The organism is Pseudoalteromonas sp. DL-6, from assembly GCF_004328665.1.
Lineage (GTDB): Bacteria > Pseudomonadota > Gammaproteobacteria > Enterobacterales > Alteromonadaceae > Pseudoalteromonas.
Genome location: NZ_CP019771.1, coordinates 493,431 through 517,819, shown reverse-complemented (window position 1 = coordinate 517,819; position 24,389 = coordinate 493,431). Strand labels below are relative to the sequence as shown.

At 40.1% G+C, this 24,389-nt stretch carries 22 protein-coding genes; 15 read left to right on the top strand and 7 right to left on the bottom strand.

The genetic code is table 11. The features are described from left to right. Window positions 1–38: 38 nt before the first annotated feature. The 5 genes from B1F84_RS17325 (at window position 39) to B1F84_RS17305 (ending at window position 3,569) form a co-directional block, all read left to right on the top strand. The gene (locus B1F84_RS17325; protein WP_010389341.1) at window positions 39–305 is read left to right on the top strand and encodes a hypothetical protein; all 267 of its coding nucleotides are present in this window, start codon (window positions 39–41) and stop codon (window positions 303–305) included. Window positions 306–365: 60 nt separating this feature from the next. Beyond that, on the top strand, window positions 366–1,151 hold the full coding sequence (locus B1F84_RS17320; RefSeq protein WP_131692224.1) for a hypothetical protein: 786 nt from the start codon (window positions 366–368) through the stop codon (window positions 1,149–1,151). 179 nt (window positions 1,152–1,330) lie between these two features. Continuing rightward, window positions 1,331–1,840: a DUF6795 domain-containing protein gene (locus B1F84_RS17315; protein WP_131692318.1), complete on the top strand. Its 510-nt coding sequence runs from the start codon at window positions 1,331–1,333 to the stop codon at window positions 1,838–1,840. A 22-nt stretch (window positions 1,841–1,862) separates the two neighbouring features. Then, window positions 1,863–2,375, top strand: coding sequence for a DUF6795 domain-containing protein (locus B1F84_RS17310; RefSeq protein ID WP_205988878.1), 513 nt, complete (start codon window positions 1,863–1,865; stop codon window positions 2,373–2,375). Between the two features lie 27 nt (window positions 2,376–2,402). Continuing rightward, the gene (locus tag B1F84_RS17305; RefSeq protein WP_131692222.1) at window positions 2,403–3,569 is read left to right on the top strand and encodes a lipase family protein; all 1,167 of its coding nucleotides are present in this window, start codon (window positions 2,403–2,405) and stop codon (window positions 3,567–3,569) included. 13 nt (window positions 3,570–3,582) lie between these two features. Here the strand turns inward: B1F84_RS17305 and soxR are convergent, their stop codons facing one another. Beyond that, window positions 3,583–4,044: a redox-sensitive transcriptional activator SoxR gene (soxR, locus tag B1F84_RS17300; RefSeq protein WP_131692221.1), complete on the bottom strand. Its 462-nt coding sequence runs from the start codon at window positions 4,042–4,044 to the stop codon at window positions 3,583–3,585. 101 nt (window positions 4,045–4,145) lie between these two features. Here soxR and B1F84_RS17295 point away from each other — a divergent pair, with 101 nt between their 5' ends. From B1F84_RS17295 to B1F84_RS17280, 4 genes are all read left to right on the top strand, one after another. Beyond that, on the top strand, window positions 4,146–4,610 hold the full coding sequence (locus B1F84_RS17295) for an NAD(P)H-dependent oxidoreductase (protein ID WP_131692220.1): 465 nt from the start codon (window positions 4,146–4,148) through the stop codon (window positions 4,608–4,610). A 51-nt stretch (window positions 4,611–4,661) separates the two neighbouring features. Continuing rightward, complete coding sequence (locus tag B1F84_RS17290) at window positions 4,662–5,186, top strand: DsrE family protein (protein ID WP_131692219.1); 525 nt, start codon at window positions 4,662–4,664, stop codon at window positions 5,184–5,186. Window positions 5,187–5,188: 2 nt separating this feature from the next. Continuing rightward, the gene (locus B1F84_RS17285; protein WP_131692218.1) at window positions 5,189–5,800 is read left to right on the top strand and encodes an SGNH/GDSL hydrolase family protein; all 612 of its coding nucleotides are present in this window, start codon (window positions 5,189–5,191) and stop codon (window positions 5,798–5,800) included. Between the two features lie 92 nt (window positions 5,801–5,892). Then, window positions 5,893–6,582: a LuxR C-terminal-related transcriptional regulator gene (locus tag B1F84_RS17280; protein ID WP_131692217.1), complete on the top strand. Its 690-nt coding sequence runs from the start codon at window positions 5,893–5,895 to the stop codon at window positions 6,580–6,582. A gap of 31 nt (window positions 6,583–6,613) precedes the next feature. Here B1F84_RS17280 and B1F84_RS17275 read toward each other — a convergent pair whose 3' ends face one another. From B1F84_RS17275 to B1F84_RS17260, 4 genes are read right to left on the bottom strand one after another with little or no spacing between them, the layout of a single operon-like run. Then, window positions 6,614–7,387 carry a CsgG/HfaB family protein gene (locus B1F84_RS17275; RefSeq protein WP_076918736.1) on the bottom strand — a complete coding sequence of 258 codons (774 nt, stop codon included), beginning with the start codon at window positions 7,385–7,387 and terminating at the stop codon, window positions 6,614–6,616. After that, entirely contained in the window at window positions 7,387–7,809 is a 423-nt protein-coding gene (locus tag B1F84_RS17270) for a curli assembly protein CsgF (RefSeq protein WP_076918735.1), read from the bottom strand. The genes B1F84_RS17275 and B1F84_RS17270 overlap by 1 nt, the downstream gene beginning before the upstream one ends. Continuing rightward, entirely contained in the window at window positions 7,803–8,195 is a 393-nt protein-coding gene (locus tag B1F84_RS17265; protein WP_076918734.1) for a curli production assembly/transport protein CsgE, read from the bottom strand. The genes B1F84_RS17270 and B1F84_RS17265 overlap by 7 nt, the downstream gene beginning before the upstream one ends. Window positions 8,196–8,235: 40 nt before the next feature. After that, complete coding sequence (locus B1F84_RS17260; RefSeq protein WP_131692216.1) at window positions 8,236–9,738, bottom strand: curlin; 1,503 nt, start codon at window positions 9,736–9,738, stop codon at window positions 8,236–8,238. A 572-nt stretch (window positions 9,739–10,310) separates the two neighbouring features. Here B1F84_RS17260 and B1F84_RS17255 point away from each other — a divergent pair. The 4 genes from B1F84_RS17255 to B1F84_RS17240 all read left to right on the top strand — a co-directional run bounded on the left by B1F84_RS17255 (window position 10,311) and on the right by B1F84_RS17240 (window position 20,619). Continuing rightward, window positions 10,311–12,815 carry a S8 family serine peptidase gene (locus B1F84_RS17255; RefSeq protein ID WP_131692317.1) on the top strand — a complete coding sequence of 835 codons (2,505 nt, stop codon included), beginning with the start codon at window positions 10,311–10,313 and terminating at the stop codon, window positions 12,813–12,815. Window positions 12,816–13,079: 264 nt separating this feature from the next. Further along, window positions 13,080–16,253 (top strand): glycosyl hydrolase family 18 protein, encoded by a 3,174-nt coding sequence (locus B1F84_RS17250; protein WP_131692215.1) that lies wholly within the window; start codon window positions 13,080–13,082, stop codon window positions 16,251–16,253. A 66-nt stretch (window positions 16,254–16,319) separates the two neighbouring features. Next, window positions 16,320–17,915, top strand: coding sequence for a lytic polysaccharide monooxygenase (locus B1F84_RS17245; protein WP_131692214.1), 1,596 nt, complete (start codon window positions 16,320–16,322; stop codon window positions 17,913–17,915). Window positions 17,916–17,988: 73 nt separating this feature from the next. After that, window positions 17,989–20,619: a glycosyl hydrolase family 18 protein gene (locus B1F84_RS17240; RefSeq protein ID WP_131692213.1), complete on the top strand. Its 2,631-nt coding sequence runs from the start codon at window positions 17,989–17,991 to the stop codon at window positions 20,617–20,619. Window positions 20,620–20,709: 90 nt separating this feature from the next. On the opposite strand, the gene B1F84_RS17235 is transcribed toward B1F84_RS17240, so the two are convergent. Then, entirely contained in the window at window positions 20,710–21,192 is a 483-nt protein-coding gene (locus B1F84_RS17235; RefSeq protein ID WP_131692212.1) for a putative 4-hydroxy-4-methyl-2-oxoglutarate aldolase, read from the bottom strand. Window positions 21,193–21,543: 351 nt separating this feature from the next. Here B1F84_RS17235 and B1F84_RS17230 point away from each other — a divergent pair, with 351 nt between their 5' ends. After that, the gene (locus B1F84_RS17230; RefSeq protein ID WP_008108919.1) at window positions 21,544–23,007 is read left to right on the top strand and encodes a carbon starvation CstA family protein; all 1,464 of its coding nucleotides are present in this window, start codon (window positions 21,544–21,546) and stop codon (window positions 23,005–23,007) included. Between the two features lie 62 nt (window positions 23,008–23,069). Here B1F84_RS17230 and B1F84_RS17225 read toward each other — a convergent pair whose 3' ends face one another. Beyond that, on the bottom strand, window positions 23,070–23,588 hold the full coding sequence (locus tag B1F84_RS17225) for a TetR/AcrR family transcriptional regulator (RefSeq protein ID WP_008108918.1): 519 nt from the start codon (window positions 23,586–23,588) through the stop codon (window positions 23,070–23,072). A gap of 162 nt (window positions 23,589–23,750) precedes the next feature. Here B1F84_RS17225 and B1F84_RS17220 point away from each other — a divergent pair, with 162 nt between their 5' ends. Then, window positions 23,751–24,377: a glutathione S-transferase gene (locus tag B1F84_RS17220; RefSeq protein ID WP_008108917.1), complete on the top strand. Its 627-nt coding sequence runs from the start codon at window positions 23,751–23,753 to the stop codon at window positions 24,375–24,377. Window positions 24,378–24,389 lie beyond the last annotated feature (12 nt).

Genomic DNA, 24,389 nt, shown 5'->3' with positions numbered 1-24,389 from the left:
AGCTATAAACGCCAAAGTTAAGGCGCTATAGAATTATTATGGAACAACAACACCAACAAACACTAACCAACCTTGTATACGATATTTACGAGGATCCAACCAAAATTGAAGAGCATCAAGAGCTTATTCAACCACTATTGAGCGATTTAGTTGCAACTGCCCCTGCGGGTTTTGAAGGCATGGCGACGATGATCAATACTCATATTTCAAACGGGTTTAAGTTTAAAAACCCTAAAATACAAAAGTTTGAGCTTGAGTCGGGCTTATTAAAGCTTAAAACCTACCTTCAAAAAATAAACCTTTAATTAGTTTCGAAATTGCCAATACTCTAGGCGCAGTGTGTTGGCTGTAATCAAGGATGATAAATGACTCTTATAAACACCTGCATTTTAATGCTGTTTTTACAGCCATTATTTGTTTATTTAGCACTTTTTAAACAGTCAAAATACAGCGTTGAGCCCAAAAGTTCGTTAGATAATGAAGATTCAATGTTTTTATTTATTGCCCCTGGCTTATCGGTTTTTTATCTTGATCAGTTTTGGGTCGCGCTGCTTTATTTAGGTAGTGTGTGCTTGTTGGGTGTATTGCTAGCTAAAATTGTAGAAAGTAAGGCAAACAAGCAATTGACCAGAGACGATTCAATAGGGTTTATGGTCGCCAGTTTTATCTTTTTTGGAATGATAAAGTTAATTATTGTTGCGGCTGCGTATTTTTTTACCGATGACGCTTCAAGCGCGATAACAGAAGATTTAAGCCCAGCTAAAGAGCCCTCATTGACGATTAGCCAAATGTTTAGTGTGGATTATTTTTATAGCCAGTTTAAACCTACGGTTTATTTTTTAGCATTAATGGTAGTGACCTTAGTACTCAAGATTATTGAGTACAAGTTTTCTTTGAAGGAGGCGCTTTCAGGCATACTTATTATGCTAAGCGCTATATTAGTCGGTATTTCACCACTATTTGGAGAAGCTTATATATTAGGCTTAATTGCTAACTTTTTTATTTTTTTTATAGTGTGCTCTACATGTATTGAAATAGACAAAATAGGGGATGCATCGGGTGGCGCTATTGCTATTTTATATGGCTATATATTAATGATGGGACTTGGGTTTAGCATTATATGTAAGCTGGTTTATGAATTGTTTTTTTAGGGAATGATTTATTGCTTGTTTTTTGCTCTAAATGCTTGCAGTGCGCTTTGTACCCAATTAGAATAAATTTTAGTTGAAATGGGCAATTTCATTAACGCTGATAGTTAAGAGTTTAAAACGTCATTAAATAGCAATACGACACGTGTATTTTGAGTTTAATAGTTGGGAGCTTGTATATTCTGTTATCACGTTTTAAAGCTCACATTTTGGTAATTATATCTATTGCTATTATTTTTACTACAACACAGGCTTATGCAGATATATTTGGTTTTTTTAATAAGCAGGATTTTGTTTTATCGGCTCCGATGAAGGGGCAATTATTAGATAAAGGGCAGCCTGTTGTAAATACTAAGGTTGTACGTGCTCTTACTTATGGTGATGAATATAAAGATGAAGCAATAACCGATCATAATGGTTTTTTTACCTTCACAGAAAAATCTATAAAAACGAGTAAGCCTGCAAACATGTTTGATAATGAATCACTGGTTCAGCATGTTTATTTAGAAAATGGTACACCTGAGGGCGTTGTTCTTTGGTATACAGCTGTGTCTATGCATGAGGGGAGTGATACCCTAAAAAACTTACTCGCTGACTTAGAGTGTAATATTGCCAAAGACCCACAAACATACGACATACCTATAGAAGAAGCGCCAGAGCACTTCTTTACGATATATGGTGCATGCATCTGATTTATTGGAGATTATATTTTTGATGGAGCGGTTTAAGTTACCATTACTCATTGCAGTTGTGGCTATTCTAATTTTATTTACTACAACACAGGTTTTTGCAAATATGTTTGGTTTTTTTAGTAAGGAAGATTTCGTGTTATCAGCTCCAGTTGAAGGGCGTTTGCTTTTTGATGAGCAACCTGTTGCTGGTAAAAAGGTATTTCGTAGACTAAATTATGGCGATGAATATATTGATGAAGTAACAACAAGTAGTGATGGTCGTTTTTCTTTCCTTAAAAAAGTTATCAAAACATCAAAGCCATCAAACATGTTCGACAACGAATCTGTTATACAACACATATACACATTAGATGAGAATGCAAAGGAAGTTACTATTTGGGCAGTTAGGCTATTTCCTTACGAGCATAAAGATACGCTAACCGAATACTTAAGTAATTTGGTTTGTGATATCGCAAATGAGCCAGAAACATTTGATATAGCTGCTAAAAATGATAAACAGCATACATTTGCAGTTTTTACCACCTGTAAGCTCTAACGTTTAAAGCCAATAAAAGGATTTAAAATGAATACGTTAACACCTACTCAGGCAGTCCAATTAGCATCACTTGCTTATGATGCTATAGAATTAAAAAATACAAAACTATTAAATGGGCTATTGCATGCATCCTTAAGAGATCAGTTTGATTTTTCTATCAATAATAGATCCATACAAGGTGTGTCAGGCGGGTTTTTCTCTCATTTATTTGGTTTAAGTACTGGGTTTGGCCTTGTTGCACACGGTAAAAATTCATTTCAAGGTGATTCAGTTATCACTATTCGCGGCACGGCTTCACTTAGAGATGGTCTAACAGATGCACACTTTGGTTTAAGCGGTGGCTCTAACGGCAGTATGGTACATGCTGGGTTTAATAAAACCTTTTATAGTATGAAACCTGCACTTCAAGTATTTGTAGCAGCTAACATTCGAGACAAAATAACCGGCTGTGTGCATATTGTTGGCCACAGTTTAGGCGGGGCACTGGCTACGCTTTCAGCCGATTGGATAAAAGCAGAGTATTCGTTACCCGTTAAATTATATACTTTTGGCTCGCCAAGAGTGGGGCTTGATAATTTTTCACGCGCTGCTACATCACGTATTGATAAAATATACCGCTGTACACACAGCGCTGATCCGGTTACAAAAGTGCCTTTATGGCCATTTTCACATGCGCCCTACAATGGCCAAGAAATTCGCCTTGATAACGGTCAGGGTCTTAAAGGCGCAGCTCACAAGTTAAGTGGTACGCCAGGCTATGTTAATACCGCAAACAGTAATGACTGGGGCAATTTAACTGTAAAAGCAAACCACTTCTTAAGCACACCGGTACGTTTAAAGTTTGAAGACAGAAACCAAGCTTCATTTAGTTCACACTGGGCAGATAAACTGGGCGCTGCGTTAGTTACCTTATTAAAAGATTCGGGTTATTACAGTGCAGTTGCAGCACAAGCTGCTACAGGTACAGGTTTAACTTTTTACGATATGCTCGCGCGAACGCTGGATAAAATAGCCAAAGCGTCAGCTTCATTTGCAACACAAACCTTAGGTTTACTCGGGCACATGTTAGTGTTTGCTGGCAAAGTTATTAGTAAAGCCGTAGAGCTGACTTACAGTTTTATTAAATCGGTATTTGACTCAACTCTAGGGGCATTATATCGCGCTGCCCGAGAAGGCTTAAATGGTCTAGATTAAGGTTTTATAAGCCTTAATCTCGCTCTAACAAAATGGCACCACTTTGGGTTCCACCTAAGTGGTCGTCTTTGTTATAAATAGGGCACTTACTCATTGATAAACACCCACAGCCAATACAGCCATCAACCCGTTCACGTAAACGTTGCATATAAGCAATACGCTCATCAAGTTTCTCTTGCCATTGCTTTGAAAGTGCAGACCAGTCTTTTTGTGTTGGTGTACGCTGCTCTGGTAACGTTGCCAGAGTTTGTTTAATTTCTTCTAGCGTGATCCCCATCGCTTGTGCTGCTTTTATAACTGCTACTCGCCTTAGTACATCTGGTTTAAAGCGTCGTTGATTGCCACTGTTTCGCCAACTGCGTATTAGTCCTTTATTTTCGTAAAAGTGCAGTGTAGATACCTTAACGCCACTGCGCTTAGCGACAAAGCCCACGGTTAAGTTGGCTTCAGTGAGCTTTTTTTGTTGTACGGTCATCGGTATGCGTCCTGTTTGCAAAAATATGGTTATTGCTTATTGACCTTAACTTAACTTGAGGTTTTAAACTTTGCTCCATCATAAAAAAAGGAGTGATACAAATGCAAGGTAAATCAACGAAAACCACAGCTGTAATTTTTTCAAGTGCGCGTAAATCAGGTAACACCAGTACACAAGTCAACAATTATATAGCTAAGGAAAGCGGGCAAGGCTTTTGCATAGATGACTTTGTTATCACGCCTTATCGCTATGACAAAAACTACCCTGAAGATGATTTTTACACTCTGTTTGAACAGTTACTTACCTTTGAGCATTGGGTAATTGCGTCACTTATTTATTGGTATAACACCACGCCACAAATGAAAGCGTTTATGGATAGAGTTACTGATTACATGGATGATGAGGCGTTACAACCGAAGCTTAGAACTTTACGACAAAAACAGTTTTCACTGCTGTCTAATGCTAGGTCTGCTTCTGCGCCGGATGCATTTATCGATATGTTTAAACATACATTCAATTATTTAGGGATGACGTTTATAGCGCACTCACATGTTCAGGCTAGTTAATTGCTTTAAATAGCGTTAGGGTAGGCTAAGCCAACAATAAAATGGAAACTTATGAAAACATCACTTTTAGGTCTTAGCCTTCTTTTAACTAGCTTTAGTAGTTTGGCAGCAGAGCCTGTGCCTGTTATTAAAGACTTTGGTTATTTTTATAATGTGCCCGAGCATAAATCTGATTTAAGCCAAGCGCAGTTTAAAATTGCCTTTGATTTAGGAGATGGCGCTGAAAAAGGCGCGCAAAATAATCATATTAATTCGTTAGCGCGCTTTATCAATATGCATGTGGCTCACGGCGTAAAACCAGAAAACATCCAGCTGGCGCTAGTGGTACACGGTGGAGCCAGTGTTGATGTACTGCAAAACAGCGTTTATAAAGCACGGTTTGAAAAAGATAATAAAACCGAATCTTTAATTAAACAGCTACTTGCTAATAACACCCAGGTATATGTGTGCGGGCAGTCGGCAACTCATATGAAAGTTTCAGCTGAGCAGCTTATTCCTGGAGTGAAAATGGCGCTTTCAGCGATGACCGCGCATGCCCAGTTACAGCAAAAAGGCTATACGCTGAACCCATTTTAAACATGAATATTCTTTGTTTTGGCGACTCCAATACCTTTGGTACATCACCCGTTGATGGGAAAAGGCTTGCTGAGTGTGAGCGATGGCCAAGTATGCTGGCAGAGCTCTTGGGTTCAGATCGCCTTGTAATTGAAGCGGGGCAACCGAATAGAACCCTAGTGAACAATCCGCCTTTTGATGGTGATAAGTCAGGGATTAAATATTTAAAACCTTATCTTGAAGTGCACACCGTTGATATTGTTATTATTCAACTCGGTACTAATGATTTAAAAGCACGTTTTGCACTGTCTGCTATCGATATTGGCAAAGCGCTTGAGAAGTTGGTTTTAGCCATTAAAGCGTTTTATCACGACAAAGCACAGCCAAAAATAATCATATTGAGCCCGCCCAAGGTTTATGAAGTGGGAAGTTATAAAAGCATTTACGCAGGTGCAGGTAAAAAAGCTGAACAATTATCTCTTGAGTTCAAAGCCATGGCTTATCGTCACAAGTGTGAATTTTTAGATTGTTATCCGCTGATACAACCTTGCAAGAAAGAGGGCATACACTTACCTGTTAGTGAGCATAGAGAGCTTGCTAATAGTCTTAAAGATGTAGTAAGAACCAGTATTTAGCCGTATTTTGCTAATATGAATTAGTAATATGGAGTATTGTATTTTGTGTCTAATTTAGGTAATGTGACATAAACGTTTCAGGGATGAAATTTATGTTAAATAAGAAATTTGCTTTTATTAAAACAACGTTTAAATCTTCTGCTTATGCAGCTAGCTACACTACTGTTTTAAGTACTTTAAACGCATTATTTAATGATATTAAAATGGATGACGCGCTTCCTAAAGCTGGGCAACGTGACAATGTTGAGTTGTTCCTCATTGATGGTGCTGATAAAGATTGGCATTCATTGCTTCCTGCCGAATTAATTTGTTTAGCTAAGCAACATAAGGTGATTTTATTTAACGTTGAGCCAAATGCTGTATGTGAGAAAAACTTATTATTGAATCACTTTAATGGTGTTTTTTATAGCTCAGATGTTGCAGAGGATATTTTTAAAGCGCTTGTAAGAGTAACTGCTGGTGAACTATGGTTTACTCGTAAGGTGATTTCTAACGCGTTCAAAGAGATATTAAATGCAGCTTCATCTAATAATTTATTGCACGATGACATAGTACTCAGTAAAGCGGATTACGAAAACCTAACCAAGCGTGAAAAGACAGTGATTCATTTAATTGCTCAAGGTGCGAGTAACGATAAAATAGCGAATAAACTCAATATTAGTGATCATACAGTGAAAACCCATCTTTATAGTGCGTTTAAAAAGACTCAATCGCGTAATCGTATAGAGCTTGCAAATTGGGCGCAGCGCTATATTTCGGTATTACTTCCATTAGAAAGTTAAATAAAAAGGCTATATGTATAGCCTTTTATTTTTAAGCTTGTTTTTTAGCCCAAAGGCCTCGGTCTATGCCTTTAGTAATTAAATCAGTAAGCGCTTTTTCTATGGCTTGTGTTACGCAAATACTCATCGGCTCGTTATCACTAAACCCTGCTTCAGCTTCGGCTAAACGTTTATAACTCACATATCTAAAAAAACCTGCTCGCATTTCTTGGCTCAATACTTTTTTGCTAGTGGCTACTGACAATAGTACTTGGCCAGTTCTTACATCAACTGCACGCAAATAAATTGAAATTGCATCTTCTCTATATAGTTCTGAGGCACCAATACCAAAGTATTCCATCCCTAATCCGCCAGTTTTTACATTGGTATCGTAGCTAATAATGCCACCTTCTAAAATAATCTTAGCGGTGGTTAATGGCGGTAGCTCGCCTTGACTAGGATTAGTTGCTTGTGCCGCTCTAATAATTTTTCGCTCAGTCAAAATATTTTGCAAACCCTCACGTTCAACCGGCGTAAACCAGTCAGACTCATGTAATGCTTGCACTAGAATAGAGTTTGCACCTTGAGTGACGGCCGTTGAAAACGAGCTAACATTAGTCTGTGGTTTATATTGACCGGTTTGATCGCGAAATGAATAAACCGAAACTGGAATGCTACCCGCAGGTTTAGGTAAGCTTTTTAAATCAGAAAAAACATCTGTTGGCTCTAACGCTACCGCACTTTGTTTTGAGGGTGGAATTAAGTTACCCATAGTCGAGCAGCCACTAAGGCATAGAGCGATTGTTATTATTATAAATTTATACATTATCCAAACCTCGGAACTTCAATGATCACCACAGAGTCATCAATTATGTTTGTTATTTTTACAGTGATTGTGTCGGTTGTGCTGGTGATTACTTCTATTTGGTAATCGCCACTCATAAATATTGAATCTTGGTTAAAAATACTGTCTTCAATATTTTCGCCAAAGGCCATATCGGTTATTTCTCTAACCATACGGTTTAAATATGTTCGCTCTAACGAGTCTTGAAATTGCTCTGCATATCCTTTTTCGACAACCGGTGCTCTATGTTTATTTTGTGCTTGTGCTTTACTAAGTAACATATTGGCATTGAGTGGATTGCCGCCAAAGCTTGGGTTAATAGGGGTGTAAATAATTTCGGTTGCGGAGACCGAAAAGCTTAAAATTGTTATTATTATTAATGCTATTTTTTTCATTATTACCATCCATTTAATGCCATATCAGGAGAGGAGACTTTCATATTGGAGCGCGCCATGGCGTCTATAACGGTATAAACAGCTTGTTCTACACGTTCATCAAGTGGCTCTAGTCTTCGTCCTAAGTATGTTGCATAAACAATTTGATTATTCATTATTAAGGTTAATTTAGTGCCTGCTTTTGGAATAACGGTTTCTTTAATCTCTATATTAAACCCAGCGGTAGAGGGGAGATCTCGCCAGTAATTAGAAAATTCATAATAAAACTGATGACCAAAGCGACTAATACTACGATCGAGTAATAAACCATCTATCTCTAGGTCATCAGCAGCCGTTACCACTGGTGAACAAAAGAGTAAAAGGGCAAGTAAGTAGGTGTGTTTTGTTTTTATCATAAAGAAAAAAGGGAGAATTAACCTCCCTCTCATTTATCAATTACATTTGTGTAATTGTTGTTGTGTTGCCATCACCCAATTGAGTAACAGAAACAGTGCTATTAAAACCAATAACAGCGCCTTCAACAATATTATCATTACCAGTTTGAGTAACATTAAATGCTACATTTTCACCACCGAGTAAAAATGCTGAATCATCAGTCCCAATAACCCAGTTTCCAATACCTTCTTGCGAAATATCAATGCTATGACCATTTCCTTCAACCATCATATCCACAAGGTTGATGTCGCCATTTTGAGCAATATCAATTTGGTTTGAGTTACTGTCTAAAATACCAGCAAGAGTAACGATGGCCTCGTTTTGATTACCAGTTTGGTTAATATCGATATCATTATTGTTAGACGTTAATGCCATATTAGGGTAAGAAGACTGAACTAAAATTGCATTCTCATCACCGGCTTGAGTTAAGTTAACGTCATTGTCTGAGCCATTAAAGTTAGCTAAATGCGCTGAATTTAAGTTTCCTATTTGGTTAATATCAAACTCGTTATTTGAGCCTAATACACCCATATATGCTTCGTTAGATGCACCATTTTGGTTTGCTTTTAACTCATTATTGTCACCAATAAGCTCGGCTGTAACCAGGTTCTCAGTATCAACTTGAGTAATTTCAACTTCATTACCTTGACCTTCGAACAACGCAGAATCGGCAACGTTATCAGTACCTTCTTGGTCAATATCAATGGTGTTTTCACTGCCGACTACATCAGTGAAGGCAACCGCATTCGTATCGCCTTCTTGCTCAATTAGTATTTCATTAACATCACCTGAAATACTATTAAAAGCGACCGCATTTCTGTCACCTTCCTGCACAACATCAATTTCGTTATCATTGCCTTGTAGCGAAGTGACTTTAAATGTGTTCCAGAAGCCTGTTTGACCAAGGTATATTAAATTATCATCACCGGTTAGCATTGATACTTCGGCTTCATTCCACTCACCGCTTTGAAAAGCAGTAATTTCATTGGCGTTACCGCGCATATCCATGTTGTAGAACCAGTGTCCACCAGCGCCTTGCTCTACTTCAACGTAGTTATCATCGCCAGTTATAATATTAATGGCTTCGTTGTTAACCAAAAAGCCTTGACCGCTTTGACTCACAAACACAGTGTTATTATCGCCTGTAACCTCTGTTAGCGCTCCATTTGCAACGCCATCTTGGAAATAGACTTGCTCGTTATTATCGCCAACGGTTGTTACTTTAGTGTAATTGCCAAACTGTAATTGGGTGACTTCATTTGTATTGTTTTCACCAACAGTTTCTATAATCATGGTATTACTGTCACCGTCTTGCTTAAGCGCTGCGGTATTATTATTCAGTACTTGCTCTAAGGTAATTGAGTTTGAATCGCTTTGGATTGAAACTTGTGCGCTTAATGGTGAGGTCGATACATTTTTATCTGCTGTGTTTGCGTGAACTGCAAAGCTTGATCCCATTGCGATTGCAATAGCACAGCTCAGAATTGACTTATTTAGTCTCATTATTATTCTCCTTGAAATACAAAATTAAACACCTTGATTATTTATTGAGTTTTAATAAGGTGCTTCTCGTTACAGCATGCCGTGCTGTGATAATGTGTGATTAACTTTTTTGTTCTTAAACGTAAGGTGCGGTTTTAATCATGAATGTAGATTCAGGCTTTTTATGCTTAATAAGTAAATTTACCGTTACCTAATTCATAACTGCTCAATCACTGTATTCTTCAATGAACTTATTTTGAATCACCTTTTTTAATGGTATTTAAACTTCTTTAATTTCAAGTGCTTGAATTATTTTTTGAGATCTAAATTAAATTCACGCTAAAATCCAGTAAAAAATAATGAGTTAATGGTCTGTTAAAAATAATGATTTTCACTCATTAAAATAGATGTATTTAATGTTTTTATTACTGTATTTCTAGTTAAAAATAATGATTTTGTACCTTATTTTGTTTTTTTACTTGAGTTAGTCGCTGTTTAACCGTTTTCTAAATGCTTGCCACGTGATTTTTTAAATTCTTAGACGTAAATTTTCCACTTAGTAAAGCTAAGTTAACTTAATTACGGATAACATGATGAAAACAAAATTATCTATTATTACACTCGCACTTTTACCTTGTTTAGCTGCGGCTAAATTACCTGATGTTAATAGTACAACTCAAAAAGTTACCGCGAGCAATGACTCGATTATTGTTAAATACAAAAAGAATGCTTCGCCAGAAATGCGTAAGCAAGCTCGCTCATTAGTAAGAGCTAAGATCTCTGATTTAAACAGCGATGAAGTTGATGATAACTTCACCTCTTTGTTTTCAGGTCGTCTTGCTAAATTTAAAGTATCTGGAATGAGTGCCAAAGAAGCTATTGAGCGCTTAAAATCTCATCAAGCCATTGAGTATGTTGAGCCTGACTATCGTGTGAGCATTGCAGCAACACCAAACGATCCTCGCTTTGAAGATTTATGGGGCTTAAATAATGAAGGCCAAACTGGTGGCACTGCTGATGCAGATATTGATGCACCAGAAGCATGGTCAATTTCAACTGGTAGCCGTGATGTTGTTGTAGGTGTTATTGATACCGGTGTAGATTATAGTCATCCTGATTTAGCTGCGAATGTGTGGGTAAATAGCGGTGAAATTGCTGGCGATGGTATCGATAATGATGGTAACGGTTATGTTGATGACGTGCACGGTATTAACGCGATTACCGATGCTGGCGACCCAATGGATGACGAAGGCCACGGTACACATGTATCAGGTACAATTGGTGCCAGTGGTAACAATGGTGTGGGAATTGTAGGTGTAAACCATGATGTATCTATTGCAGGTTGTAAGTTTTTAGCTGCAGATGGTACAGGTTCTACATCTGGCGCTATTAAATGTATTGACTACATGGTAGGCCTTAAAAACTCAGGTGTTAACCTTCGTGTATTAAACAATAGCTGGGGCGGTGGTGGTTATAGCCAAGCACTTGCTGATGCCATTACTGCCAGTGAAGAAGCTGATATTTTATTTGTAGCTGCTGCTGGTAATGATGCGGTAGACAACGATGTAAACCCTCATTACCCATCTAATTATGAAAATGATAATGTATTATCTATTGCAAGCACAGATAGTCGCGACAATATGTCTGGTTTTTCACAATGGGGTTTAACCAGTGTTGATATGGGCGCGCCAGGTAGTGCGATTTTATCAACCATTCCTGGTGGCGGCTATGCAAGTTACTCTGGTACATCAATGGCAACGCCACATGTAGCCGGTGCTGCTGCACTTGTACTGTCAGTTAATCCTGATTTAACAACACTAGAGCTTAAAGAATTACTAATGTCTAGTGGTGATGCTAATGCGGCATTAAATGGTAAAACGGTTGCAGGTACACGCCTAAATGTAAACCAAGCACTGATTGATGCTGATCCAACTCCTGGGTTTAAATTATCTGTATCGCCTGTTTCTCAGCAAGCAACTGTAGGTGATACAGTCACTTATACCTTTACGATTGGTTCAATTGCACAATGGGATGGCGACGTTTCACTGGCTTTGGCTGCTGATCTTGCTGATGCATCACTAAGCGCAACTACTGCTCGTCCAGGCGATGAAGTTGTACTTACAGTGGCAACTAATAGCGAAACTCAGTGGGGGAATTATGACTTTACTGTAACCGCGACAACAGACGAGCAAGTTAAAGAGCAAACAGTAAGCTTAATGTTGCAACCTGCTGGTTTGAATGACTTTACTTACACTAGTGATGAAAGTGTTGCGATTCCAGATAATTCTCCGGAAGGTGCAAGCTCTGTCATAACAGTAGCCGATGATTTAACTATTTTTGGTACCACTGCTGATGTAGACATTTCGCATACTTGGTCAGGTGATTTAGTACTTACACTTATTTCAGCGCAAGGTAATGAAGTGACACTGCAAAGCAATGAAGGCGGCAGTGCAGACGATATTGTTAAAGCATTTACCTCAAGTGCATTTAACGGGGAAGTTGCAACAGGTGATTGGACACTTCATGTTGAAGATACTGCAGGCTCAGATACCGGCACAATAAATGGTTGGTCACTTACATTTAGTGCTATTGGTGAAGTAAGCCCACAACCGCCTCGCGCTGGTTTTGATGTTGATACGCAAGGCCTTACAGCCACATTTGTAGATACAAGTCGTGATGCAAATGATGATATTTCACAGTGGAGCTGGGACTTTGGTGACGGTGCAACTTCAACTGATGCAAACCCTGTTCATGCCTACGCTGAATCAGGTAGTTATGAAGTTGAACTAACTGTAACAGATAGTGAAAACAACTCAGATACATTCACACAAACAGTGGTTGTAAGTGATGTTGAAATTGAGTTGAGTCTAAAACGCGCTAATAAGTCACGTCTTGATACTATGCGTGTAGAGTTAAACTGGGAAGAAGTGGGTGCTGAGTCACTTAGCTTATACCGAAATGGTGAACTAGTAGACACCGTATCAGACAATGGTCGTTACCGTGATTACGTTCGTAACGCAACATTACCTGCATACGACTATCAGTTATGTGTATCTGAAAACGTATGTTCGAATATTATTACGGTTTCATTTAATTAAACAGAACATACATTCCTAATGTAAACCAAGCCCAGTTTTACTGGGCTTTTTTTGTGCTTAATTGGGAGGTGTCATTCATTTGAGCTTGGTTTGTGAATGGATTTTTGTAAGCATAAATAACTAGTCTTATATTATTAATTAGTCAATTAATACTTTTTTTGTTCATTAATTGCACTTTATTTACTTGATATTTACTTTGTTCATGCTAGTTTCATAAATAGAAACTGACAATAGCATTTCTTAACACACTAAGCGGAGGAGCAAATGAGCTCACGGAAAATAATAAAAAATGCCTTCAAATTAAGTGCCTTACCTCTAAGTGCATTTAGTTTAAATGTATACGCATCAACTGATTGCAGTACATTAACGGCATGGGAGTTAGGGCAAACTCATACAGCAGGAAGCCAAGTTAAGGCACAAAATAATGCCTATGAAGCCAAGTGGTGGACACAAGCCAATCCTTTGGAGAATGCAGGTCAATATCAAGATTGGTTACTTTTGGGTGTGTGTGACAGCGCTGTCAATGATAATCAATCACCTATAATTACCGAGTTTACACCTGAAAATGGTTCTTTATTTAGCGATAAAGACAGCGTTGTCATTTTTGCGCAAGCAACTGATTCAGATGGCTCGGTTGCAAGTGTAGAGTTTTTTATCGACGGCATTTCCATCGCGGTTGATAACACTGCGCCGTTTAGTGTTAACTGGCAAGCTATTGCGGGCGAACATCAAATTAGTGCTGTAGCAACAGACGATAAAGGTGCGAACTCTGCTGAAGTTGTTAATACGCTAAGCGTTAGTGATTCAGTGGTTGTTGATCCAACTAATCAAGCACCTGTGGCATCTATTTCATTTAGCATACTGCCTGAGCAACTTATTGTTGGGTCACAAGTGGAGTTTATACTTTCAGGTACCGACAGTGATGGCCAAGTAACAGCGCTAAGCTTTGCTGAAAATGGGGTAGATATTCACCAATCAAGCTCATCAGCGAGCAGTTTTGCATGGCAAGCAACGGCACTCGGTCAGACAACTTTCACTCTAACGGTGACAGATAACGAGGGAGCGACCTCTCAAACAACAAAAGTATTAACGGTTGTTGAAGAAAATACCGGCCCTGTTACTAGCACCGATTGTCGTCCACAAGGTTTATATCAAACACCCGGTGTAAATACACCTTACTGCACGATTTATGATGCAGAGGGTCGTGAGATAATGGGAGCTGACCACCCGCGTCGTGTTATTGGTTACTTTACTAGCTGGCGCAATGGCGCAAATGGTCAACCTAGCTATTTAGTGAACGATATTCCGTGGGATAAAATCACCCACATCAACTATGCATTTGCCCATGTTGATGCAAACAACAAAGTATCTATTGGCGATCCTACTTCAGTAAATAACCCTGCCACTAATATGGAATGGCCGGGCGTAGTTGGCGCTGAAATGGACCCTGAGTTTAACTACAAAGGCCACTTTAATCTGTTAAACAAATACAAAAAACAACACCCAGATGTAAAAACACTCATATCTGTAGGTGGTTGGGCTGAAACAGGCGGTTATTTTGATGAAACGGGCCGTGTTGCAAGCGGTGGTTTTTACACTATGACTACCAATGCTGATGGTTCAATCAACCATGCTGGTATTAATGCATTTGCAAAAAGTACCGTTGAGTTTATTGAAAAATATGGATTTGACGGCGTTGATATTGATTACGAATACCCATCTTCAATGAACGACTCAGGTCACCCCGATGATTTTCCTATATCCAACGCGCGCCGTGCAGGATTGAATGCCTCATACCAAGTGCTAATGAAAAAAGTACGTGAAGAGCTAGATCGTGCAGGTGAAGCCGCGGGTAAGCACTATTTACTCACTATTGCGTCTCCATCTTCTGGTTATTTATTACGAGGTATGGAAACCTTTCAAGCGGTTCAATACCTTGATTATGTGAATATCATGTCTTATGACTTGCATGGCGCATGGAACTCGCACGTAGGTCACAACGCTGCATTGTTTGATACTGGTCTTGATTCAGAGCTTACGCAGTGGAATGTATATGGCACCAAAGAGTTTGAAGGCATTGGGTACTTAAATACCGATTGGGCAGTGCGCTATTTCCGTGGTGCGATGTCAGCGGGTCGAATCAATATTGGTTTACCTTATTACACCCGTGGTTTTAAAGATGTATCAGGCGGAACAAATGGTTTATGGGGCCAAGCGGCATTGCCTAACCAAGCTGATTGCGCAACGGGTACCGGTGTGGGTGAAAAAAACAAGTGTGGTAATGGTGCATTAGGTATTGATAACCTTTGGCATGATAAGAACGACGCAGGCCAAGAAATGCCTGCGGGTTCAAACCCATTATGGCATGTTAAAAATCTTGAAAACGGCATTGTTGGCTCGTATTTAGGCGTGTATGGCTTAACACCTGATACAGACGCTGATGATCGCTTAACCGGAACTTATACCCGTCATTATGACAGCGTTGCCGTTGCACCTTGGTTATGGAACGCAGATAAAAAAGTATTCCTATCGATAGAAGATGAAGAGTCGATGGCAACTAAAGTTGATTACGTTATCAACAATGGCCTTGGCGGTATAATGTTCTGGGAGCTGGCTGGTGACTTTGATTACGATGCAGCGAAAGGCGAATACTTCATGGGGTCAACGCTTACTTCACTTGCATACAATAAGTTTAATCAAAGTGGCGTTGCATATGATGTTCACGGTGGTAATCCCAACTTTAACACTCCTGCAGAAGCGGTTGATGTGGTTTTTGAGGCAAAAGACTTCCCTGTTGGTGATGAAAACTATCCAATCAGTCCTACATTTGCGTTTACTAATAATTCAAACCTTGATTTAAGTGGTGCAAAGATCTCATTTGATGTGCCTGTATCCACTTCCGCTATTTTTAAATCTAACTGGAATGCACAAGAAAAACTGGGCATGGCAGTAGAAGTAAATGGCTCGAACGCAGCGGGTAATAATATTGGCGGTTTTGAGAACGAGTTCCACCGTTTCTCAATCACATTAAACAATGAGTGGGGTGGTCAACCAAAAGACTTTAGCGCTGGTGCAACTGTGAATGCACAAGTGATGTACTACATGCCAATCACTGGGCCTAGCAACTTTACCATTGAAAAAGATGGAAAAACTTATGCATTCAAAGCTGAATACTCAATGCTACCAGATGCAACACCGGGTGATGGCACGGGCAATCCAGATAACGGTGGCGGTGACCCTGTAGGTACGTGTGAAGGAGTTGATATAGCCACGATTCCTGTTTATCCAAACTTCCCTCAAACAGACTGGGCGGGCAACCCAAGTCATGCTGCTGGCGGCGATCTAATGGTGCATAACAACGCAGTTTATAAAGCCAAGTGGTGGACAACCTCTGAGCCGGGTGTAACAGCAGATTGGACCTTAAGTTGTAGCCTGTAATTTACAAAACAATGAGGGGTAGGCCTGAGCTTGCCCCATGTATTGAGTCTAATAAAGGATAAAATAATGGCATCAATTAAATTTAACACGATTACGCTATCTGCAATTACTAGTGGTTTACTACTCAGTACACTAGCACCGCAAGTGCAAGCACATGGTTATATGGATAGCCCTAAAGCGCGCCAAGCAATTTGTCAAGTTGATGGCGGATACTGGTGGCCTGAAGACGGCACAAATATTCCTAACCTTGCGTGTCGAGCCGCATATTTAGAATCGGGCACGGTGCAGTTTGTACAAGCGATTGAATTTTCCGTTAATACTCCTGACTATTTAAATCAAACCGCAGTTGAGGCCAGTGTACCAAACGGCACTTTATGTGCTGGTGGCGATACAGCCAAACGGGGTATGGATTTACCATCACCACATTGGCAGCGCGGTGATGTAATGCCTAACTCTAATGGTGATATACAAATCCGTTATTTAGCTGCAACACCACATAATCCCAGCTTTTGGCAGTTTTATTTAACTAAGCCAACTTTTAATACCGCTACAGATATATTGACCTGGCAAGACTTAGAGCTAGTTCAAGAGCATCAAAATGTTGAAGTAGTAAAAGACACCGATGGTGAACGTTATTATCAAATGAGTGTGGCTATTCCACAAGGGCGCAACGGCGATGCAATTTTGTATAGCCGCTGGCAACGAAACGATGTCGTGGGAGAAGGATTTTATAACTGTAGTGACATTAACATTGTAAACGACGCTGCACCAACCGATCCTAATGCGTGGGCAAGCCTTGGTTACTTTGTACGCCAAGGGCAAAATGCCATTGCTGGTGACACTGTATGGGCTCGTTTATTTGACGAAACAGGTCAAGAGGTGATTAATCAACAGCTTAAAATTAATGCTGACAATCAAGCAAATTGGCAACAAGCATTGGCTGAACAGCTTAACCTTGATTACGCGCATTTAGTGCAAATTGGTGTGCAAAATCAAGAGGGAGATGTTGTATTTAACAACGCAGATGTACTAACTAACCAAGTATATGGCAACAACCCAAATTACACCTATACATTAAGCGTGCAGGGCGCTCCCAGTAATACAGCGCCTATTGTGAGTAAGCCAGAAAACCTAGTAGTTGATGAAAACACCATCACGTCTGTGCATTTACATGCGTTTGATGATGAGCAAAGTGCGTTAATTTATACTTGGTCAGTACCGGCACCACTGAGTTTTACCGGTGGCGATGCCAATATCAACTTACTCTCACCTGAAGTTTCAACACCTACAGATTATACCGTTTCGGTCTCTGTTTCTGATGGCCAATTAACGACCCAAACCGAATTTATTGTCACCGTTAATGACAGCGTTATCAATGATCCTGTTATCGCTCCATGGAGCTCAACAGAGGTTTATCAAGCAACAGATAAAGCGAGCTTTCAAGGCCGTATTTACTTAGCTAAATGGTGGAATCAAGGTCAGCAGCCAGATAGTTCAAGTGCGTGGCAGCCTGTTGACGAGCCTAATACGCCAGCAGCATGGAATATTAATAAAGCCTATCAAGCGGGCGCAAAAATAACCTATCAAGGACAGCGCTATAGCGCCAAGTGGTGGACTCAAGGCGATACGCCAGGACAAGCCAATGTATGGAAAAAACTGTAACTAAAAGCCTAAGTTTTGTAGTTCAAACTTACTAAACCAAAATAATCACATTAAAAATAGATAAGAGAGAAATATGAATATTAAAAAATTAACCGCAGCTATGGGTGTTGCACTATTTGCCGGTTCTGTATCGGCAGCGCCTTCTACACCAAGCATTAATTGGGAACCGCAGCAATATTCGTTTGTTGAGGTAGATCTTGAGGGAAACGGCTCTTATAAGCAGCTAGTTACCCGTGTTGAGCAAGTTAATATCAACATTGAGTGGAGTGCATGGAGTGGTGATGGTGGCGATAGCTACAAAGTGTACTTTGATGACATGCTAGTCAATGAAGGCACGCTTGCTGCTGGTTCTAAAAGTGGCACTATCACATTCCCTTATGATAAAGCGGGCCGCCATACAATGTATGTTGAGCTATGTGAAGGTGGCACAACGTGTGCTCGCAGTGCAGGCAAACCAATTGTAATTGCTGACACCGACGGCGGACACCTAGCACCATTACCTATGGATGTTGACCCAAATAACCGTGACATTGGTATCAAACAAGGTTTAGTTACAGGCGCTTACTTTGTTGAGTGGGGAATTTATGGCCGTGATTATGATGTAACGAATATGCCAGCACAAAATCTGAGTCATATTTTGTATGGCTTTATTCCAATTTGTGGTGAAAACGCATCGTTATCGGGTGGTCCTAAGCGTGCGCTTGATACTGCCTGCGCCGGCTCTGCAGATTACGAAGTGGTTATTCACGACCCATGGGCAGCAGTACAAAAAGCACTGCCAGGGGTTGATGCAAAAGATCCTATCCGTGGTACTTACTCTCAGCTAATGGCGCTTAAACAGCGTTACCCAGATATTAAAATTTTACCATCTGTAGGTGGTTGGACGTTATCAGACCCATTCGGTGGCTTTACCAATAAAGCTAACCGCGACACCTTTGTTGCCTCAATGGAAGAATTTTTAAGAACATGGAAATTCTATGATGGTGTAGATATTGACTGGGAATTCCCAGGTGGTGACGGCCCCAACCCAGACATTGGCGATCCAATCAACGATGGCCCAGCCTATGTGGCGCTAATGCAAGAGCTACGCGCTATGCTTGATAAACTTGAAGCAGAAACGGGCCGTACTTACGAGTTAACCTCAGCCATTGGTGCAGGTTACGATAAAATTGAAGATGTAGATTACCAAGCCGCAAGCCAGTATATGGATTACATTTTTGCCATGACCTATGACTTTTATGGCGCATGGAGTAACGTAACCGGACACCAAACAGCACTTTACTGTGGCGAACATATGAGTGTTGGTCAATGTAATGGTACCGGGCTTGATGAAAATGGCGAACCTCGTAAAGGCCCTGCTTATACCACCGATAATGCAGTGCAGCTGTTACTTGCGCAAAATGTACCATCGAAAAAAATCGTCGTGGGCACAGCTATGTATGGCCGTGGTTGGGAAGGTGTTTACCCGCAAAATGCAGCAATTGATGGTAACCCAATGACCGCCCCTGGTAATGGCCCGTTAAAAGGCTCTACGGCACAAGGCGTATGGGAAGATGGGGTTATTGATTACAAAGGCGTTAAAGCAAATATGATTGGTGCGGCGGGCACCGGTATTAATGGTTTTGAAGTGGGTTATGATGAGCAAGCGCAAGCCGCTTATGTATGGAATCGTGCAACCGGTAAACTAATTACTTATGATAGCCGTAAGTCAGTACTGGCTAAGGGCGCGTATGTTAATCAGTATAATTTAGGTGGTTTATTTGCATGGGAAATAGATGCTGATAATGGTGATATTCTAAATGCTATGCATGATGGTTTAGGAGGGGTAGTTGCTCCGCCAACAAATAAAAAGCCAGTTGTTTCTGTGTCTTCATCAGTGTCTGTTAATTCAGGTGAGAGTATCACAGTAACAGCTTCTGCAACCGATGCCGATAACGATCCACTTAGCTTTAGCTGGAGTGCTGATAACGCACTTGTAGTATCTGGACAAAATAGCGCATCATTAGTCATTACAGCGCCAACAGTGACTGCAGATACACAGTATGTGGCAACCGTTGCGGTATCAGATGGTGAGGCAACCGTTAATCGTGATGTTGTTGTTAATGTTATTGCGCCAACATCAGGTGGTGAAAACACAGCTCCTAGCGTTGATGCTATCGCTAATATCAGCGTTGAAGAAGGCGCATCAACATCAGTTGCTGTTGTGGCAAGCGATGCTCAAAACGATGCAGTTACATATACGTGGACAGTACCAGCTGGTTTAACGTTAGTGGGTAGTGGTTCAAATGTAACTATTGAGGCTGGCGCAGTTGATGCAGATACAGATTTCACAGTGTCTGTTGCAGTTAGTGATGGCGCATTAACCACAACGCAAAGCTTTAGCGTAACAGTTACAAACGTTGATACTACAAATCCACCTACAGGAAGCTGGGATGCGAGTGTTGCATACGTTGGTGGTGATGTCGTTACTTATAACGGCGTTGAATATAAAGCAAAGTGGTGGACTCAAGGCGAGCGTCCTGATTTAGGTGGTGCATGGGAAGCAACAACACAACCTACAGATGGTACGGGTGTCGCAGTTTGGCAGCCAACGGCTATTTATAACAGTGGTGATGAAGTTTCTTATCAAGGTAATAAGTACCAAGCTAAATGGTGGACTCAAGGGAACGAACCTGGTTCAACCGATGTATGGTTAGCACTTTAATTTTAACCTGAGAATTTGGGTTTTAAAAAACCATATAAATTAAAAAAGCAGCTTTCGAGCTGCTTTTTTGTTAACGACTATTACGAGGGATTAAAACAACGCTTTAGAGCTAATTATTAAGCCGTTTACATCAGCATATACCCAATCACCAGTATTAATTGTGGTGTTTAACATATTAACCGGGTGATCTTTAGCGCCTAAGCCGCGCTTAGTGGTGCAGCGCGGGGTTGCGCCTAGCGCCATTACAGGTAAATCAAGTGTGGCAAGAATTTCAATATCGCGACAGCAACCATTAATAACTATGCCCTGCCAGCCATTTTTTAATGCGCGCTCTGCAATCATATCGCCAATAAAGGCAAAACGCTTACTGGCAAAACCATCAACAACTAACACTTTGCCGTCACCATTTTCATGCAATATGTTACCAGCAAACGAGTTATCGTCAGGGCAGGTGACGGTCACTACTTGACCATAAAAGTGAGTTTTATTACCAAAGTGCTGCAAGCCACTATCAGCAACTTGCACATTATCGCGATGTTCATCATATAAATCGGGCGTAGTAAACGGTGTCATTGAGGGCATCCTTGTTTTTGGCAAGCCATGTAGGGCAAAGACCGTAAGTTTTAAAGTAGTAATAATGTTTATCGTAGGCTAATTAACAACTCAGGTGTAGCTAATGTTGTCGATTAGCGTATAGATTTTAGTCGCAATATAAGCATTTTTAGTGTTTTTTAATCCTGTTTTTATGAGTAACTAATGCTGTTACCTAGTTTTATCTTTTCGAAAGAATTTAATTTGGCGATCGCATTAGCCAAACGTCTCATTGTTGGCTACTTTTTCATATGCTACGTTCAATTGTTATTTTAAAAAGTGGGGCGGCAAAATAGCCCTCTATAAACACATACAAAAAGAGAAGCGTGCTTTATGATCATCTTTTTTATCTGCCTGACTATTTTAATATTAGGCTATAAGTTTTATAGCCCGTTTGTTGCAAAACAAGCGGGTTTAGATTCAACCGTTGACACACCGCAAAAGCGTTTTAGCGAAGGTGTTGACTACGTTGCTATTCACCCCGTTCGTGCATTTTTAATTCAGTTTTTGAATATTGCAGGAGTAGGCCCCATATTTGGCCCTATTTTGGGCGCGTTATATGGCCCCGTAGCGTTAGTGTGGATTGTACTGGGTAACGTTTTAGGCGGTGCAGTACATGACTTCTTTTCTGGCGTTATGAGCATTAAAGAAGATGGTAAAAGTTTACCTGAAATTGCAGGCCATTATTACAACGTTGTATTTAAAGGCTTTATGCTTATATTTACCGCTATGTTGTTATTTTTTGTTGGCGTCGTATTTATTATGAGCCCTGCGGGCTTATTGAGTAACTTAGATGCATTTGAAGGCACCATTTTTGCTAGCAATACATTTTGGGTTCTGGCTATTTTAGCGTATTACTTTTTAGCCACGTTATTACCAATCGATAAAATCATCACTAAGTTTTACCCTATTTTTGGTTTGTTAATGATTGTAATGACAGTAGCTATTGCGATATCACTGTTAATTAATGCACCCCATTTACCTGTGGCTGGCGACTTTTTAGCATACTTTGAGGCCGATCATGCTCACGACTTTTTAGCACCAAATCCTGATGGACTGCCCACTTGGCCGTTGCTATTTATAACCATTACCTGTGGTGCTATTAGTGGTTTTCACTCTACGCAGGCACCTATTATTGCCCGTTGTTTAACTAATGAAAAATATGTACGCCCAGTTTATTACGGCGCGATGATGTGTGAAGGTATTGTAGGTTGTGTTTGGGCACTTGCTGGTATTGCAGCCTTCCCAGAAGGGTACGCGGGTTTAAAATCGATGCTTGATTTAGGCGGTCCTGGCTTAGTGGTTAACCATATCGCAAATAGCTACTTAGGTGTATTTGGCGGTATCATGGCTATTATTGCTGTTGCTGTTTTCCCTATCACGTCAGGTGATACGGCGTTCCGCTCTCTGCGCTTAACGGTGGTTGATGCGTTTAGTATTCCGCAAAGTTTACGCAATCGTTTGTTGTTAGCACTGCCAATTTTAACCATTGCTTACTTTATGACTAAGCTCGACTTCTCTGTTATTTGGCGTTATTTTGCGTTTTCAAATATGCTGCTTTCTACCAGTGTGTTGTGGCTTGCAACCAAGTACCTATTTGACCGTGGTACATTCCACTGGATCACGAGTATACCCGCCGTGATCGCAACCGCAGTGACCTTATCTTACATTATGACTGCGGCAATTGGGTTAAACTTATCAAGTGATTTAGGTAAGCCAATTGGAGTAGTAGTGGCGGTTATAGGTTTTATTGTATTAGCCTTTGTGCATTCAAAACATAAAGTGCGTCCAGCTTAAACCACATAGCTACTAATGTAAAAAGCGAGCTTTATTTAAGCTCGCTTTTTTTATATAAGCATTTAAAAAGTGGCTTGTTCGAAGTAGCTAATATCATCTAGGGTTTTACTAATAATCATCGCACCCTCTAATAAGCTCACTGTTTGTATTGCCGCGCGAGCAGGGTTTTCTTCACCATTCGCAGCGTGTGCTTGGGTTAACCACGCTAGATTTTTATTAAAAAACCGCTGAACTTCAACCCGCACTTTATCAGGGAGACTGTCGCTTTCTGCGCCGAGCAAGCCACATAAGCACATTTTTTTGTCTATCACGAGAGCATTTCTAAATAACTGAGTATAAATATCAATAGGATTTTTACCATTGGCTTTTAGGGCGTCAGGATCGCCAAGTACCAACATAAAAGCGTTGGTGTATTGATGCGCAAGCTCTGCACCTAAATCAGCTTTGGTTGGAAAGTGATAATGTACACTGGCACTTTTTATACCTATTTCAGTAGCAAGTTCTCTAAAGCTAAAGTTGCTATATCCACCCAGTCGCACTTTATTTTCTGCGGCTTGTAGCAGGGCTGCTTTTTTACTCATTTTGATATTTCCTTGCTGTTATCTGAAAAAATTATCAACCAGTAGGTAGTTATTTTCAAGCTCTTTTATTTTTAGTTTGCAAACACTAAGCGCTTGCTATAAATTACCTATCAGTAGGTAGGCTTGATTTGCTTATATTAACTTAAAATATAAGAGATAATTATGAAAATTTATGACGTAGAAAATTTCCCTAACCCATTACGGGTTCGTATTGCACTTGCTGAAAAAAATGCGACTGATAAAGTAGAGTTTGTTGCTGTTGATTTATTAAATGGGGAGCACCGCAGTGAGGCTTTCTTGGCAAAGAATCCGTTGGCAGGTGTACCTGTACTAGAGCTTGATGATGGTACTTTTATTGCCGAGTGCACTGCAATTACACAATACATTGATACCGCTTTTGCAGGCCCTTCATTAACTGGTGTTGAGGCAAAAGAACGCGCGGTAATTAATATGATGCAAAAACGTGCTGAGTCGATGGTACTTGATGCAATTGCCACTTACTTTCATCATGCTACTGATGGATTAGGACCTGAACTTGAAACCTATCAAAATGTTGCATGGGGTGAAAAGCAAGCTGAAAAAGCACAGCAAGGCTTGGTTTATTTTAATAGCGTATTAGCAAATTCAACTTATGTGGCAGGTGAACAATTTAGTGTTGCAGATATTACCTTATACGCAGGACTTGTGTTTGCAGGCTTTGCACAAATTGCTATTCCTACTGAACTCACGCACTTAATTGCATGGCAACAAAAGGTCGCTCAGCGTCCAAGTATTGCTGCTAAAAATTAATAATTTGGAGCC